The sequence below is a fragment of the Nocardiopsis sp. N85 genome, from assembly GCF_028882275.1.
Taxonomy (GTDB): domain Bacteria; phylum Actinomycetota; class Actinomycetes; order Streptosporangiales; family Streptosporangiaceae; genus Nocardiopsis; species Nocardiopsis lambiniae.
The window spans coordinates 103,268-117,362 of sequence record NZ_JARBUT010000021.1 but is presented as its reverse complement, the minus strand read 5'-3'; the positions used below and the strand labels follow the sequence as shown (position 1 = coordinate 117,362).

Below are 14,095 nucleotides of genomic sequence, written 5' to 3'. Positions count from 1 at the left end.
ACCCGACCGAGTTTACATGGTCGAAGCGGTGCTTCGAACCGGTGAACTTCGGAAGGGAGGTGGACCGGCCCGTCCGCGTGATCGCGTCCGGCTCGCTCGGTCTTGGCCAACACTACCCCTCTCGGGGAGTGCTCGTGACGTGTTCGCCGATCCTTGCCCGTGTCGTGCCTTACAGCCAGCGGACAAAAACGACAGAGGCCCACAGAACTCCTTGTGGGCCTCAGGTCTCGGCTTCGATCCCCCGAATCCGGCGGATCAGAGCTTCTCGATCGGGGCGTACTTGACCAGGAAGTCCTTCTCGCCGATGTCCGCGCCGAAGTCGACGCGGGCCTTGGTCTTGTCCCCCGTGCCCTCCACGAGTTGGACCCGGCCCATGCCGAACGAGTCGTGGTTGACCAGGTCGCCCACGCTCAGGGACGGCGCCTCGGTCGTGCGCGCGGCGGCCTTCCTGCTCCCGAAGGTGCTCCCGAAACCCTCCCCGCCGAAGCCCGAGCCGCGGCGGGCCCCGCCGATGCCGCGACCGGGCGGGGCGCTCAGCACCGTGGCCTCGCCCCGGCGCCAATCGACCAGCGACGGCGGGATCTCGTCCAGGAACCGGGACGCCGGGTTGTACGACGGGCTGCCCCAGGCGCTGCGCACGGCGGCGCGGCTCACGTAGAGGAGGCGTTCGGCCCGGGTCAGGCCCACGTACGCCAGACGGCGCTCCTCCTCCAGCTGGGTCTTGTCGCCCAGGGTCCGCATGTGCGGGAACACACCGTCCTCCAACCCCGTCAGGAACACGACGGGGAACTCCAGCCCCTTGGCGGAGTGCAGGGTCATCAGGGTGACCACCCCGCCCTCGGCATCGGCGTCCGGGAGCTGGTCGGTGTCGGCCACCAGGGAGATCCGTTCCAGGAAGTCCACCAGGGTGGGCTCGGCCTCCTCGACCGTTCCCGGCCCCTCCTCCCCCTCCAGGGCCGCCTCGTCCTCCAGCAGCGCGGAGAAGGTGTTCTCGAACTCCCGGGCCACGTCCACGAACTCCTCCAGGTTCTCCACCCGGCTCTCGTCCTGGATGTCCTTGGACTCGGTGAGTTCGGACAGGTACCCGGTCTTGGCCAGCACCATCTCCACGATCTGCGACGGGGTGGATCCGGGGACCCCCGCGGCGAGTTCGTCCAGGAGCGCGGTGAAGTTGCGGACCGCGTTGACCGAGCGGGTCGCCATCGCCGGCACCTCCTCGACCCGGCGCAGGGCCCGGGCGAACGTGATGCGCTCGCGGGCGGCGAACAGTTCGAGGGACTCCTCGGCGCGGGCGCCGATGCCGCGCTTGGGAACGTTGAGGATGCGCCGCAGGCTGACGGTGTCCTCCGGGTTGGCCAGGACCCGCAGGTAGGCGAGGATGTCGCGGATCTCCTTGCGCTCGTAGAAGCGCACTCCGCCGACGATCTTGTACGGCAGGCCCATCCGGATGAACACGTCCTCGAAGACCCGGGACTGGGCGTTGGTGCGGTAGAACACCGCGACCTGGCTCGGGGTGATCGAGCCGTCGTCGGTGAGCTGGTCGATCTCCCCGACGACGAACGCGGCCTCGTCGTGTTCGTTGTCGGCGACGTAACCGACGATGGGCGTGCCCTGGCCCTGTTCCGACCACAGGTTCTTCGCGGGCCGTCCCTCGTTGCGCTCGATGACGGCGTTGGCCGCCGACAGGATCGTCTGGGTGGAGCGGTAGTTCTGCTCCAGGAGGATCGTGCGCGCGTTCGGGAAGTCGCGTTCGAACTCCAGGATGTTGCGGATGGTCGCGCCCCGGAACGCGTAGATGGACTGGTCGGCGTCACCGACCACGCACAGCTCGGAGGGCGGGACGACCGCGGTGTCGGGGTCGCTCTCCACGCCGACCAGTTGGCGGATGAACACGTACTGGGCGTGGTTGGTGTCCTGGTACTCGTCGACCATGACGTGCCGGAAACGGCGCCGGTAGTGCTCGGCCACGTCCGGGAACATCTGGAGCAGGTTGACCGTGACCATGATGAGGTCGTCGAAGTCCATGGCGCCGGCCTCGTGCAGACGGCGCTGGTACAGCTTGTAGGCCTCGGCGAGCTTCTTCTCCTGCTCGGTCTGGGCCTGCTCGGCGAACGTGTCGTAGTCGACCAGTTCGTTCTTGAGGTTGGAGATCTGGGCGGAGAAGGACTTGGGCGGGAACCGCTTGGGGTCCAGGTCCATCTCCTTGCAGACGAGCTGCATGAGCCGCGCGGAGTCGGCGGAGTCGTAGATGGTGAACCCGCTCGGGTAACCGAGACGGTGCGCCTCCCGGCGCAGGATGCGCACGCACGCCGAGTGGAAGGTCATGGTCCACATGCTGGCCGCGGCCCGGGCCCCGAGGAGGGCCGAGATGCGCTCGCGCATCTCGGCGGCGGCCTTGTTGGTGAACGTGATCGCGAGGATCTCTCCGGGACGCACCCCCCGGGCCGCCATCAGATACGCGATGCGGTGGGTGAGGACGCGGGTCTTGCCCGACCCGGCGCCCGCCACGATGAGGAGCGGGCCGCCGCCGTGGGTGACCGCCTCGCGCTGCGGACCGTTCAGACCTTCGAGAAGCTGCTCTTGGGAGGACACGGGTTCCAGGTTACGACCGTCGGGCGACAACACCGCCCGCCACCGCCGGCTCACGGTGCTTCGCGGCCGGATCGGATGTTCGTCCGGTTTAGTCTGTTTCTCTGTTCCGGGCCCTCGTGTGAGCGGGGGCCGTCACTCTTGTTCGGGGGGTCTCCACATCATGCGCGTGTTCGTCGACTGCGATCCGGGGATCGATGACGCCGTCGCCCTCGCCTATCTCGCCGCACGACCCGAGGTCGAGATCGTGGGCATCGGCGCGGTGTTCGGCAACGGCGGCGTCGACGTGACGGCGGACAACGCCCTGCGGCTCTTGGAGCTGTACGGGCGACCGGGCGTCCCGGTGGCGGTGGGCGCGTCCCGGCCGCTGGTGCAGTCGCCCCGGTTGGCCCCGCACGTCCACGGTGACAACGGTCTGGGCGGGGTGGAACTGCCCGCGCCCACCGGTGGGCCGGTGGCGGAGAGCGCGGCGGAGCTGCTGGTACGGCTGGCCCGGGAGTACCCCGGCGAGCTGGACGTGCTGGCGGTGGGCCCGTTGACCAACCTGGCGATCGCGCTGGGGCTGGAGCCGGGACTGCCGGGTCTGGTGCGCAAGCTGGTCGTGATGGGCGGCGCGGTGCGGGTGCCCGGCAACGTGTCCTCGCACGCCGAGGCCAACATCGCCAACGACCCGGAGGCCGCGGAGGCGGTGTTCGCCGCGGGGTTCGACCTGGACCTCGTGGCGTTGGACATCACCATGAAGACGGTGGCGACCACGGAGTGGCTGGAGGAGCTGAAGGGGGTGCCGGGTGAGAAGGCCGGGCGCACCTCGGAGTTCCTGGACTTCTACGCCGACTTCTACAAGGGGATCTTCGGTGTGCGTCAGTGCGCGATGCACGATCCGTTGGCCGCGGCGGTGCTGGTGGACCCGTCCCTGGTGACGGAGGCCTTCGAGGCCCCGGTACGGGTGGAACTGGCCGGCGCGCTGACGCGCGGGATGACCGTCGCGGATCTGCGGCTGCGTCCCGGTGGGGACGAACGGCGTCCGGCGCGGGTGATCACGGGCGTGGCCGAGGAGGAGTTCCTGGGCCGGATGCTCGACTCGCTGCGCTGACCGCGCGGACCGGCCTCCCCGGGGCCCGCGGGCCCCGGGGGGCTCAGACGAGTCTGCGGGCGGTCGCCCACCGGCTGAGTTCGTGCCGGTTGGAGAGCTGGAGCTTGCGCAGCACCGACGAGACGTGGGTCTCCACCGTCTTGACGGAGATGAACAGCTCCTTGGCGACCTCCTTGTAGGCGTAGCCCCGGGCGATGTGCCGCAGCACCTCGCGTTCGCGCTGGGTGAGGCGGTCCAGTTCGGGGTCCACAGGCGGGGCGTCGGTCGCCGAGAAGGCGTCCAGGACGAACCCGGCCAGGCGCGGGGAGAACACGGCGTCGCCGTCGGCCACCCGCACGATGGCGTCGGCCAGTTCCTTGCCGGAGATGGTCTTGGTGACGTAACCGCGGGCACCGCCGCGGACCACGCCGATGACGTCCTCGGCGGCGTCGGAGACCGACAGGGCCAGGAAGCGGATCTGCGGGTGGCGGGCCAGAACACGGCGTAGCACCTCGACCCCGCCGCCGCCGGGAAGGTGCACGTCGAGCAGGACCAGGTCGGGCCGGGCCTGTTCGATCACGTGCACCGCGCTGTCGACGTCTCCGGCCTCTCCGATCACCTCGACGGAGTCTCCGAGTTCGCCACGGACGCCACTGCGGAACAGGCGGTGGTCGTCCACGATCACGACGCGGGGAACCGCGTCACCGTCATTGAAGGTCGTGCTGCTGTCGTCTCCCACAACGGGAACTCTACCCATGGCTCGGGCACCTCTACATCTGGGGAATGCGGGGCATGCGCAACTGCACCTCGGTGCCCTCGCCGGGAGCGGTGCGGATGCGCGCGGATCCGCCGTGGCGGTCCATCCGGCCCAGGATGGAGCCGCGCACGCCCATGCGGTCCTCGGGGACGTCGTCGAGGTCGAATCCGGCGCCCCGGTCGCGCACGAACACCAGGACCTCCTCCGGTTCGACCTCGCCGAACACGGAGATGGTGTCGGTGCCGGCGTACTTGGAGGCGTTGACCATGGCCTCGCGGGCGGCGCGGAGCATGGCGTGCAGTCCGTCGTCGACCGGACAGTCGCCCACGCACACCACGTCGATGGGTACGCCGTGCTCCTCCTCGACCTCGGCGGCGACGCGTTCCAGGGCCGGGGAGACGGTGGTCTCGGCGTCGGCGGGTCGCTGGTAGAGCCAGCTGCGCAGGGCGCGTTCCTGGACCCGGGCGAGGCGTTGGACCTCGCGGGCGTCATCGGCGCGGCGCTGGATGAGGGTGAGGGTGTGCAGGACGGAGTCGTGGATGTGGGCGGCGAGCTCGGCGCGTTCGGCGTTGCGGATGCGTTCGCGGCGTTCGGCGTCGCGTTCGCGGATGAGGCCGATGATCCAGGGGGCGACGATGAGCGAGACGCCGGCGAGCAGGGTGAACGCGAAGGTCAGGCCGGCGCGGGCGTTCTGGAGTTGTTCCTGGAAGATCAGGAACCCGATGACGCCGATGACGACGAGGAGCACTCCGGCGCCGGCCCGCATGAGTCCCTTGCCGCCGCCCCGGCCGACGGTGCTGGTCATCCATTCGTCGCGCTGGTTGGGGTTGGCCTGCTGCCACAGGATGACGCCGCCCAGGGTGCCGAACACGACGAACCACAGGAGCGGGTCGAAGACGCCGCCGAAGAGCAGGAAGAGGAAGCCGAGCCCGGCGGCCAGGCCCAGGTAGGCGACGAGCTGGGAGATGTCGCGGCCCTTGCGCCGGTTGTCGGCGGTCCTGGCCTCGGGGTCGCTCTCCCGTTCGGCGGTCTCGGCGGGAACGAAGAAGAACAGGGCGACGTAGACGGCGATGCCGATACCGCCGACGGCCAGGGCCATGAAGGCGAGCCGGACGACGATGGGATCCAGGCCCAGGTGGCGGGCCAGGCCCGCCGCGACACCGCCGAGGAGTCGTCCGTCGACCGCGCGGGTGAGTCGCGGGGTGTCCGCGACCGTGCTCGTCACCGGCCGATCACCGCTTCCGTTGTCCATGACTTCCGTCCGTGCGCGTGATGGTGTGCGGGGCGCACGGGTGCCCCCGCCGTACCAGCATGCACCGGGCGGCGGGCGGCGGACATCGGGGTGCGCCCCCCGGACGTGCCCTGGTCCGTGGTCAGGGTGGTGTCAGGGTCGTCCCGGATTCCCCTGGTCGACGCTTCGGGTGACCATGGGTGTGTGAGGAGAGTGCGGTGAGTGACCATGAGTGAGGGACCTGTCCCCCAGGGCTCCGGTGCGCCGGGGCCGAGCGCGGACCCGACGCCCGTCCGGGAGTTGCGCAAGGCGGACGGTGATCGGGTCCTCGCCGGTGTGTGCGCGGGTCTGGGGCACTACACCGATGTCGACCCCGTGGTGTGGCGTGCGGCGTTCGCGCTGACCGCGTTCGCCGGGGGCACGGGTGTGCTGTTGTACCTCTCCGCGTGGATGTTGATGCGCGACGCCCAGGGCGGTCCGGCGACCATCGAGCAGATGCTCGACCGGGGCATCCCGTCCCGGGCGGTGTTGAAGCTGTTGGCGTTGGGTCTGGCGGTGGCGACGGCGTTCAGTCTGGTCGGCGGGTTCGGCTGGTCGACGTTGGTGTTGGCGGTGCCGCTGGTGCTGGGCGTACTGGCGGCGCGCGGACGAGGGGTGGATCTGCGGACCTCGCTCACCGGTCTGGGCGAGGAGTTGCGCGCCAAGCGGCCGCCGCCGCAGCCGCCCGTTCCGGGGCCGGTTCCGACGTATTACAACCCGGCGCAGCCGTGGGCCTCGGCTCCGGCGGGGCCGGTGGACCTGGCGGTGGTGGCGGAGCGCACGTTGCGCGGCGGCGAGCCGGGTCCGGGCGGCGACGAGGAGGACGAGGGGCCCGGGGACGCCGCCGGGCGGCCGGAGCCCTCCGGGGACCAGGCGTGCCGACGGGGTTTCCCGTTGGGGTCGTGCGCGTTGTGGACCCTGGTCGCGGCCGCCGTGCTGGCGCCGATCATCGTGTTCGAGAGGACGTCGTCCCTGTGGAGCGCCGACACGGCGCGGTTGCTGCTGGGGCCCGAGACGGGTGTGTTCTTCCTGGCCGGGGGGCTGGGGCTCGTCGGTCTGTTCGCGGTGGTCGGCACCTGGGTCGGCAATCCGCGCGGGCTGGGGTTCTTGGGGGTGCTGTTGACGCTGGCGCTGGTGACGGTGTCCACGGTGGACGTGACCCGGATGCGGATCGGCGAGGAGGTGTGGCGGCCGACGACGGTCGCGGCGGCCGAGGCCGGGGATCACCGGTTGACGGTGGGCGACGTGACCGTGGACCTGACCGCGTTGGAGGACCTGGAACCCGGGGAGAGCGTGGACGTGTCGGCGGGGGTCGGCGCGGGCAGGGTGCTGCTGGTACTGCCCGACGACGCCCGGGTGGAGTTGACCGCGACGTTCGGCGCGGGTGTGCTCCAGGGTCCCGCCCCGGCCGGGGACGAGGGGGGTTCGGCGGGTGAGCGCTCCGGCCTCTCCGCGACGTTCGAGGAGGACTACGGACCGGTCCGGGAGACCGGGGACGACGAGGTCCCGCTGATCAGAGTCGACACCGACACGCGCGTCGGGGTTGTGGAGGTACTGCATGGCGAAGCGTAGAACCGATTGGGGGTCGCTGCTCGCGGGGGTGCTGTTCCTCGGTCTGGCCGTCGCGTTCGTCGTGCGGGGCACCGGAGACTGGGAGTTCGGCGTCTGGTGGGCGATCCCGGTGCTCGTCGTCGGGCTGGTCGCGGTCGGGGTGGTGCGGGCGCTACAGCGCTCGCGGGCCAGGACGCGGGTGGCGGCCGAACGGGCCGCCGCTCCAAGGGGTCCCGACGACGGGGAGTGACCGGATCGGCGACGACGGGGGCGCGACGGGGGCCGCGCCCCCGTCGTGTGCGTTCAGGGGTGTCGAACGGGGGATCGATCACGGGCCGGTCGTCAGGGGCGGGGGGCGTCGGCCGGGCGGTGCTCGGCGATGGCGGCGAAGCGTTCCACGTCCAGGGATTCGCCCCGCGCGGACGGGTCGACCCCGGCGGCGCGCAGAGCGGTCTCGGCGGCGGGGGCCGAGCCGGCCCAGCCGGCCAGGGCGGCGCGCAGGGTCTTGCGCCGCTGGGCGAAGGCGGCGTCGATCACCCGGAAGACCTCCTCGCGGGTGGCCTTCGTCTCGGGCCGTGGTCGGCGGATGAGTTCGACCAGCCCGGAGTCGACGTTGGGGGCGGGCCAGAACACGGTGCGGCCGACGGCGCCGGCCCGGCGGGCGCCGGCGTACCAGGCGACCTTGGCGGAGGGGACGCCGTAGATGCGGCCGCCGGGGGTGGCGGTGATGCGGTCGGCGACCTCCGCCTGGACCATCACCAGGACCCGTTCGAGGCTCGGCAGGAGTTCGAGCAGGTGCAGCAGGACCGGAACGGACACGTTGTAGGGCAGGTTCGCGACCAGCGCCGTGGGGGCCGGGCCGGGGACCTCGGCGATGCGCATGGCGTCGGCGCGGACGACCGTGAGCCGGTCGGCGAGTTCGGGGGCGTGGTCGGCGACGGTGCCGGGCAGGGCGTCGGCGAGCACCGGGTCGATCTCGATGGCGGTCACCGCGCGCACGTGCGGGAGCAGCGCCAGGGTGAGGGAGCCCAGGCCGGGCCCGACCTCCACGACGACGTCCCCCTCGCCGACCCCGGCGACCCTGACGATGCGGCGCACGGTGCCGTGGTCGATGACGAAGTTCTGCCCGAGGGTCTTGGTGGGCCGTACTCCGAGCCGCTCGGCCAGGACCCGCACGTCGGCGGGGGTGAGCAGGCGGGATCGTTCGTCGGGTGCGGGTGTCTGTGTCACCCCCACATCTTGCCAGGTCCCCGGGGAGGCGGATCCCCGGGGAGGGAGGGCGCGGCCGGGGTTCCGGAGGCCGGCGGGGGTGTCTTCCGTGGGCCGCCGGCCCGCCTTCCGGGGCGGGTGCCCGGGAGGCGGGCCGGCGTCGGTCGCGGGCCGGACGGGCGCGGCTCAGTCGAAGAGGTGGACGCCGCAGTGGGGCCACTGACTCTGCCAGTCGCCGCCGACGGCGTTGTAGAGCTGTTGGGCGCGTTGGGTCTGTTCCTGCGGGGTGGCCTCGGAGGGCAGGCCGGTGCCGCCCACGGACTGCCAGGTGGAAGGGCTGAACTGGTAGAGGCCGTGGTAGCCGCCCGCGGAGTTGACGGCGGAGGGGTTCCCCCCGGATTCGCACTGGGCGAGGGCCGACCAGTTGAGGTCGGCGGCCGCGCCGCCGCCGGCCGGGGGCGTGCCCTCGGGTGCCTTGGTGCCGATGTCGACGACGCCCTCGACGGGTGCGGTCACGACCTCCTCCTCCAGGACCCGTTCGACCTCCTCACCGTGGTGCAGGACGGTGGCGGTGACGACCCGCTTGACGCCGTCCTCGGGTTCGGTGACGGTCTCGCGTTCGCCTTCGGGCAGGTCGGGGTTCTCGCGTTCGACGATCTCCGCCTCGATGGGGATCTCCTCGGTGACGGGTTCGCCGAGGACCGGGACGACGCGGACGGTCATGTCGGGTGCGGCGGCCGTGTCGGGATCGGGGGTGACGATGTCGTGTTCGCCGAGGGTGACGTGGGCGGCGTCGAGGACGTCGGCGACGGTGTCCCCGGTGGACCGGGTCTCGGTGCGGACGGTGTCGCGCAGGACGACCATGCGCGGGGCGCGTTCGGCGGTGACGGTGAGTCCGTCGGTGGGGATGGGGGTGTCGTGGGCGGTGGAGAGGGCCACGCCCTCGGGGTCCAGGCCGATCTGGCGGAGGGCCTCGCCGAGGGTGGCGGCGTTGACGCTGTGGGCCAGGGGGTGGCCGTCGAGTTCGACGGTGAGGTCGCGGGGGGAGCGGACGAGGACGTGTTCGCCGGAGGTGATGGGGGCGTCGAGGGCGGGGGCGACCAGGTCGCCGTCGGCGAGGGTGATGTCGGCGGCGTCGAGGGTGTCGGCGACGGTGCCGCCGAAGGTGTGGACGGTGCGCTCGGTGCCGTTGACGTCGAGGACGACGGTCTTGTGGGCGGCCAGGGCGGTACCGCCCGCGCCGAGCGCGAGGGCGGCCGCGATGACGGCGGCCAGGAGCGGAGGGGGGAGGCGGCGTCGGGCGCGGCGACGGCCGCGGGGGCGGCGTCGGGTGGTCGTCCGGGTACGGGGCATGGCTGTTCCTGCGATTCCACTGGGAGAGGGACGTTCGGGGACCGTGCGGTGCCCCGTCGTTTCGGCGACCGTGTCGTGGCAGGTGGCGAGGGCGCCGTCGGCCGTCCGAGCATCGGACACATTAGCACCGGACCATTGTTCAATTTTCGGACTCACCGAAAATGGGGAGGGTAGGAGAAAAGAAAAGCGGCTTTTCATTACTTTCGCCCCGATGACCCTCCGGGCCCCTCCCTGGTGTCGCGAGGGCGGACCCGGCACAATGAACCGAACGTCGTTCTAATCCACACCCCTTCCTGGAGGCCGCGTACATGGGACCCCTCACCGGAATCCGCGTCGTCGAGTTCACCGGCATCGGACCGGCGCCGATGGCCGCCATGCTGTTGGCCGACCTGGGCGCCGACGTCGTCCGTCTCGACCGACCGCAGGCCGCCGAGGCGGTGAACACCGGTTTTCCCGGTCCCCACATGAGCGAGGGCCGCGCCGTCCTGGGCGCCGACCTGAAGTCCGAGGAGGGGCGGACCCTCGCCCGTGACCTCATCGAACGGGCCGACGTCCTACTGGAGGGTTTCCGGCCCGGGGTGATGGAGCGGTTGGGGCTGGGTCCCGAGACCTGCCTGGCCCTCAATCCCCGGCTGGTCTACGCCCGTGTCACCGGTTGGGGCCAGGACGGCCCGCTGGCCCTGACCGCCGGACACGACATGAACTACATCTCCGTCAACGGCGCCCTGCACGCCATCGGCCGTGCCGACGGCCCGCCGGTCCCTCCGATCAACCTGCTCGGCGACTTCGCGGGCGGCACCATGTTCACCGTCACCGGCGTCCTCGCCGCCCTGGTGGAACGCGGCTCCTCCGGGCGCGGCCAGGTCGTGGACGCCGCCATGATCGACGGTTCGTCACTGCTGATGTCGATGGTCCACGAGGACCGGGCCCGTGATTCGTGGAGCGACGAACGCGGGACGAACTACCTGGACACCGGCGCCCCCTGGTACGACGTCTACGAGTGCGCCGACGGCCGGTACGTGTCGGTGGGCTGTATCGAACCGCAGTTCTACGCGGCGTTCCTGGCAGGCACCGGGCTCGACGCGGAGGAACTGCCCGACCAGTGGGACCGGACGGGGTGGCCCCGGCTGCGCGAGCGGTTCGCCGAGGTCCTGCGCACCCGGAGCCGCGACGAGTGGGCGGCGGTGTTCGAGGAGGTGGACGCGTGCGTGATGCCGATCCTGTCCCTGGAGGAGGCCCCCGATCACCCGCACGTGCGGGCCCGGGGCACTCTGACCCGCGAGGGCGAGCGGGTCGTCCCGGGCCCCGCTCCGCGCTTCTCCCGTACCCCCGGCGGGGTCACCCGGGGACGTCCGCGGCCCGACACCGCCGAGGTGCTCAAGGGCTGGGGCCTGGCCCCCTGAACCGGGCCTTTCCGGATCGACCCGACGCACGAGGGTCCCGGACCGGATTCGGACGGAGCGGGCGAGTATCCCCCGATGGGGCCGCCGGGATCGCTAGGGTGAGCGACCAGTCAGGCTGAACGTGCGACGGGGGGTCCACGATGGCAGGACGGTTCGCCATGGCGGCGTCGGTGCGTCGGGGGACGGCCGACGCCCCACGGGCGGCGACCCGAGGGACCCGCGCCGCGGGGGCCGCGCGTCCGGGGACGATCGGCACGGTGCCGGCGCGCTGGTGCGCGTCGGCGGTGGCGGTCGCCGCCCTGCTGTGCGCCGCCCCGGCGGCGTGGGCGGATCCCGGTGGGGCACCGACCGCGGATGCGGACGGGACACGGGCGGCCGCGGCCCCTCAGACCCCGGGACGGCAACCGGACGTGCCCGGACACCGTGAGGAACCCGTGGTGCTCGTGGGAGTGCCGGGCCTGCTGTGGCAGGACATCACCCCCGAGCACACGCCCACCCTGTGGGAAATGGCGGGCCGGTCGGCCATCGGCAACGTGTCCATCCGCACCGCCACCTCCCGCACCTGCCCCACCGACGGGTGGTTGTCGGTGTCGGCCGGGCAGCGCGCCCTGGCCGCCCGTGAGGACTTCGGGACCTGTGAGGCGGCCCCGGAACCGGAGCGCACCGGCTCCGGGGCGATCATCCCCGGTTTCGACTCCTATGTGCGCCAGAACGCCGCGTCGCGGTTCGCCGCGCCGGCGGGATCGCTCGGCGACACCGTGCGCCGCCACGGGGGGACCACGCTCGCCGTGGGCCCCGGGGCCGCGCTCGGCGTCGCCGACGGTCGGGGGCGGGTCGACCATTACCTCCCGGACATGCGCGACCTGGACGAGCGCCTCGACGGCGTGTCCCTCGCCGCGGTGGAACTGTCCGACCTGACCCGGCTGTACCCCGACGTGGAGGAGGCCGACCCCTTCAGCGGCGATCTCGACGGCCCGGACCGTGATGACGTGCCCGAACGGGACCTGGACGAGGCGTTGACCGCCCTCGACGGACGGCTGCGCACCCTGATCGCGATGCTGCCCACCGGTGCGTCGCTCATGGTGGTGGGCGTGTCCATGGACAGCGGCCCCTCCCAGCTGACCGCGGCGCTGTCGGCCCAGGTCGCGGAGGAGGGCCCGGCCGGGCCCATCGGGTTCCTGGCCTCGGAGTCCACCCGGCGCCGGGGACTGGTCGCGCTCACCGACGTCACCCCCACGGTCCTGGCCGAACTGGGGATGCGGACGGACGTCCCGCTCAACGGCCGACCGTGGCACGTGACCGGGCGGACCGCCGACACCGACCGGGCCGTGCAGCGGCTGGTGGACTTCAACACGGCCGCCGTGGTCGTGGGGGCGTCCATCCCCGGGTTCTTCAGCGGTCTCGTGGCCGTGCAGTTGCTCATCTACGCGGCGGCCGCCTACGCGTTGCACCGCTACTCCGACGGGCAGCGCGGCAAACGCGCACTGGTGCTGTCGGTGACCCGGATCGTGGCGTTGGCGGGAGCGGCCTTCCCCGTCGCCAGTTACCTGGCCAACCTCATCCCGTGGTGGGCGGCCGAGTCGCCGCCGGTGGCACTGCTCGGGTGCGTGCTGGCCGCCGACGCGCTGGTGGTGGCCCTGGCCGTCGCCGGCCCGTGGCGGCGCACCATCCTGGGGCCGATGACGGTGGTGGCGGGGGCGACCACGCTGGTGCTGTTCGTCGACCTGTGCTTCGGCGCCCATCTCCAGATGAACTCGCCCACCGGGTACTCCCCGATCGTCGGCGGCCGGTTCTACGGGATCGGCAACATCGCGTTCGCCACGTTCGCCACCGGCATGCTCATGACGGTGGCCGGGATCGCGCACGTGCTCATCCGGCGGGGACGGCGGCGCGCCGCCGTCCCGGTGACCCTGGCCATCGGGGCGGCGTCGGTGCTCATCATCGGCTGGCCCGGACTGGGCACCGACTTCGGCGGGGTGATCGCGCTCATCCCGGGGCTCGCGGTGACCACGATGATGATCGCGGGCGTGCGCGTGACGTTCCTGCGGCTGGCGGGGGTGGGCGTGACGGCCGTCGCGGCGATCACGCTGCTGGCCTGGCTCGATCACCTGCGCCCACCGCAGGAGCGCAGCCATTTCGGTGCCTTCGCCGCCCAGGTGGTGAACGGCGAGGCGGGAACGGTGCTGGCCCGCAAGCTCGGGGCGATGCTGGGCACCCTCGGCAACTGGCAGTTGACCCTGCTGGCGGCGTGCGCGCTGGTGTTCCTGTTCGCGGTGCTCAACCGGCCCACCAACTGGCGCATCGGCGCCCTGCAACGGGCCTACGAGTACGCGCCGACGCTCCGGGCGGGGTTGACCGGTTCCCTGGTGACCGCGCTGGTGGGGTTCGCCGTCAACGACTCGGGCGTGGCCATCCCCGCGATCGCGCTGACGGTGGCCGTGCCCCTGACGCTGTCGGCCTGCGTGTGGGCGCTCCAACAGCGGGACGGGGGACCGACACCGGAGGCCGAACCCATCGAGAACGCCCGGTGTCTGTGACGACTACCTCATCGACGCCGCGATGCGCAAACCGCAACGAGCACGACCTTGCGTCTCTCACGTCACGAAACGGCCACGGCACTGTGGTAAAGTCCGAGGCTGAGCGGCCGAAGCACGGGACGTTCGGCGCCCCGCGGGGCACCCGACGATCACCGTCTCCCGAAGATCCCGGCCACCGATCCGGCCGCCGCCCCTCCCGTGGGAGGGAATGACCGCCCCGACGGGCGGGTTCTTGATGTCGTGAAGGGTGCGGGAGTCGCCCCGAGCGGCACGCCGCCGATCTCCGATACCGGTGACACGCGGACCGCACGAAGGAACTTCCGAACCGCACCCGGACGTTCCACGGGTGGACGC

10 protein-coding genes are annotated in these 14,095 nt (G+C 72.0%); 5 read left to right on the top strand and 5 right to left on the bottom strand.

Features of this window, described 5'->3' with window-relative positions; genetic code table 11:
* Nucleotides 1-255: 255 nt before the first annotated feature.
* Nucleotides 256-2,592: a DNA helicase PcrA gene (gene pcrA, locus PWG71_RS23855; RefSeq protein ID WP_274812209.1), complete on the bottom strand. Its 2,337-nt coding sequence runs from the start codon at nucleotides 2,590-2,592 to the stop codon at nucleotides 256-258.
* Between the two features lie 160 nt (nucleotides 2,593-2,752).
* On the opposite strand from pcrA, the gene PWG71_RS23850 reads away from it, so the two are divergent.
* The gene (locus PWG71_RS23850) at nucleotides 2,753-3,682 is read left to right on the top strand and encodes a nucleoside hydrolase (RefSeq protein ID WP_274812208.1); all 930 of its coding nucleotides are present in this window, start codon (nucleotides 2,753-2,755) and stop codon (nucleotides 3,680-3,682) included.
* 43 nt (nucleotides 3,683-3,725) lie between these two features.
* Here the strand turns inward: PWG71_RS23850 and PWG71_RS23845 are convergent, their stop codons facing one another.
* Nucleotides 3,726-4,418: a response regulator gene (locus PWG71_RS23845; RefSeq protein WP_397222675.1), complete on the bottom strand. Its 693-nt coding sequence runs from the start codon at nucleotides 4,416-4,418 to the stop codon at nucleotides 3,726-3,728.
* Nucleotides 4,419-4,431: 13 nt separating this feature from the next.
* Nucleotides 4,432-5,670 (bottom strand): ATP-binding protein, encoded by a 1,239-nt coding sequence (locus PWG71_RS23840; protein ID WP_274812206.1) that lies wholly within the window; start codon nucleotides 5,668-5,670, stop codon nucleotides 4,432-4,434.
* Between the two features lie 207 nt (nucleotides 5,671-5,877).
* Here PWG71_RS23840 and PWG71_RS23835 point away from each other — a divergent pair, with 207 nt between their 5' ends.
* On the top strand, nucleotides 5,878-7,260 hold the full coding sequence (locus PWG71_RS23835) for a PspC domain-containing protein (protein WP_274812205.1): 1,383 nt from the start codon (nucleotides 5,878-5,880) through the stop codon (nucleotides 7,258-7,260).
* Nucleotides 7,247-7,489: a hypothetical protein gene (locus PWG71_RS23830; protein WP_274812204.1), complete on the top strand. Its 243-nt coding sequence runs from the start codon at nucleotides 7,247-7,249 to the stop codon at nucleotides 7,487-7,489. Before PWG71_RS23835 ends, PWG71_RS23830 begins: the two co-directional genes overlap by 14 nt.
* A gap of 92 nt (nucleotides 7,490-7,581) precedes the next feature.
* Here the strand turns inward: PWG71_RS23830 and rsmA are convergent, their stop codons facing one another.
* Both rsmA and PWG71_RS23820 read right to left on the bottom strand, forming a co-directional pair.
* Nucleotides 7,582-8,475 carry a 16S rRNA (adenine(1518)-N(6)/adenine(1519)-N(6))-dimethyltransferase RsmA gene (gene rsmA / locus PWG71_RS23825; protein ID WP_274812203.1) on the bottom strand — a complete coding sequence of 298 codons (894 nt, stop codon included), beginning with the start codon at nucleotides 8,473-8,475 and terminating at the stop codon, nucleotides 7,582-7,584.
* A gap of 159 nt (nucleotides 8,476-8,634) precedes the next feature.
* Entirely contained in the window at nucleotides 8,635-9,801 is a 1,167-nt protein-coding gene (locus PWG71_RS23820) for a resuscitation-promoting factor (RefSeq protein WP_274812202.1), read from the bottom strand.
* A gap of 308 nt (nucleotides 9,802-10,109) precedes the next feature.
* On the opposite strand from PWG71_RS23820, the gene PWG71_RS23815 reads away from it, so the two are divergent.
* Both PWG71_RS23815 and PWG71_RS23810 read left to right on the top strand, forming a co-directional pair.
* Complete coding sequence (locus tag PWG71_RS23815) at nucleotides 10,110-11,204, top strand: CaiB/BaiF CoA transferase family protein (RefSeq protein ID WP_274812201.1); 1,095 nt, start codon at nucleotides 10,110-10,112, stop codon at nucleotides 11,202-11,204.
* Between the two features lie 140 nt (nucleotides 11,205-11,344).
* On the top strand, nucleotides 11,345-13,741 hold the full coding sequence (locus PWG71_RS23810) for a hypothetical protein (RefSeq protein ID WP_274812200.1): 2,397 nt from the start codon (nucleotides 11,345-11,347) through the stop codon (nucleotides 13,739-13,741).
* Nucleotides 13,742-14,095: the final 354 nt, after the last annotated feature.